Origin of the sequence: Acidisphaera rubrifaciens HS-AP3, assembly GCF_000964365.1 — a bacterium.
GTDB classification, from domain to species: domain Bacteria; phylum Pseudomonadota; class Alphaproteobacteria; order Acetobacterales; family Acetobacteraceae; genus Acidisphaera; species Acidisphaera rubrifaciens.
This window is the reverse complement of sequence record NZ_BANB01000002.1, coordinates 1-1,990: the sequence shown is the minus strand read 5'-3', so window position 1 is coordinate 1,990 and position 1,990 is coordinate 1. Positions and strand designations below refer to the sequence as shown.

Annotated in this window: 2 protein-coding genes; one reads left to right on the top strand and one right to left on the bottom strand. The window is 72.4% G+C overall.

From position 1 onward, the window contains the following. Positions 1-187: hypothetical protein (locus tag B8460_RS23030; protein ID WP_206742632.1), on the top strand; the 187-nt coding region annotated here is incomplete at its 5' end. Positions 188-212: 25 nt separating this feature from the next. On the opposite strand, the gene B8460_RS00045 is transcribed toward B8460_RS23030, so the two are convergent. Further along, positions 213-1,990 (bottom strand): PAS domain-containing hybrid sensor histidine kinase/response regulator (locus tag B8460_RS00045; protein WP_048859524.1); only part of this gene is annotated, 1,778 nt, incomplete at its 5' end.

The window sequence follows — 1,990 nt, the reverse complement described above, 5'->3', positions numbered from 1 at the left end:
CGGCGCGCTGATCGGCGGCGCGGTCGGCGCGATCGGTGGCGCGGCGACGACACCGCGGCCGCCACCACCCCCGGCCTATGGCGGCCCCGGCTATCCACCGCCGGGCTACGGTGCCCCGCCGGGCTACGGAGGACCGCCGCAGCCGGCTTACTACCCGCCGCCGGGCGGCGGAGGCTACGGCTACTGACGACGGAACGGATGACGGCCGCCGCTCAGGCGGCCGTCTCCAGCCTCGTCCGCCCGGCGACACGCCCGCGCACCGCGCCGAGTACCTCGATCAGGTCATCGAGCCGGAACGGCTTGGTGACGTAGGCGAAGAACCCGACGCTGCGGCCGAGCGCCACCGAATCCGGCATCGCCTCGCCGCTGACCGCGATCACCGGTATGTCCGCCGTCGTCGGATGGTTCCGCAGCGCCGCCAGCACCTTGAATCCGTCGAGATCGGGCAGCCGGATATCGGTGATGATGCAGTCCGGCCGACTGTCCTGCGCCATCCGCACGCCCTCGATCCCGCTCGCGGCAGTCAACAGGCGGGCGCCCGGGATGAAGCCGACGATCGCATGCATCAGCTGCGTCGCGCTGTCGGTGTCCTCGATATAGAGGATCGAGAAATCGAGCGACGTGGTCGCCGACGCGTCGGCCTGTCCTTCGGCGCCGGTGGGCGCGGCGGCGAGGCCGCCCGGCAGATGAACGGTGAAGACCGCCCCCTGTCCGGTGTCGCTCACCACATCGATCCGCCCGTGCATCAGGCCGACGAGCTGCTGCGTGATCGACAGGCCGATGCCGGTGCCCTTCACCCGCCCCCGCCCTTCGTTGAGGCGGCTGAACGGACGGAAGATGTCGCGCAGCTTGCCGACGGGAATGCCCGGCCCGTCATCGGCGACGACGAAGCGCAGCCATCCGGACGCCGCCTCTCCCACCGCCGCATCCTCGCTTGCCGTCGCCGCCTCCTCGTCGGCCGCATCCCCGGTCGCGGGCGCCGAGCCAACGCTTAGCCTGACATGGCCGCCCGCGCGGTTGTACTTGATCGCGTTCGAGCCGAGATTGAGCAGTACCTGCAACAGCCGTCCCCTGTCCGCGCGCACCACGACATCCGCGGCGACCGGGTCCGCCGTCAGCCGCACGCCATGCGCCTCGGCCGCGGGGCGCAGCATGTGCATCGCCTCCTCCAGCAGCGGCGCGACGGCGACGTCGCCGATCTCGACCTTCAACCGGCCCGCCTCGATGCGGGCGAGATCGAGCACGTCCTCGATCAGGCGCAGCAGCTGACGGCCACCGCTGACGATGTGGCCGGCCCACTCCGACTGCGCGGCATTGAGGCTGCGGTCGTGCGTCAGCAGTTCGGCGAAGCCCATGACGGCGTTGAGCGGCGTGCGCAGCTCGTGGCTCATGCGGGCAAGGAACTCGGACTTGGCGCGGTCGGCGGCCTGGGCGGCCGCGGCGGCGCGGGCGATGCGTTCCTCGTCCGCCTTGCGCTCGGAGACGTCGCGCAGCGTGATGACCGACCCCGTGGGTCCGACGCCGCCCTCTTCGTCGCTGACGCGCCGTCCCGCCGCCTCGACCCAGACGATGCGGCCGTCGGCCGCGCGCAGGCGGAAGATGCAGGGGGCGACGGTCTCGCCGTCCAGAAGCGCCCGCTTGAACGCGACCACCTCCGGCAGGTCGGCGGCAATGGTCAGGTCGCTCAGGCGGCAGCCGATCAGCGTCTCCGGGCGCGCGCCGACCAGGGTTTCGGCGGCGGGCGAGACGTAGCGGAAGCCGCCGTCCGCATCGACGAGGACGATCATGTCCGTGGTCGTCTCGGCCAGCAGCCGGAAGCGGGCCTCGGAGGCGGCAAGCTCGCCGGTGCGGGCGGTCACGCGATCCTCGAGCTGCGCCAGCAACGTCGAGCGGTCGCTTTCCTGGCGCGCCAACCGCTCGGCGGCCTCGCGGATGCGTTCGTGCGCCTGCTGCACCGCCACGATGGGCAGGGCGACCGGCCGCGGCACCG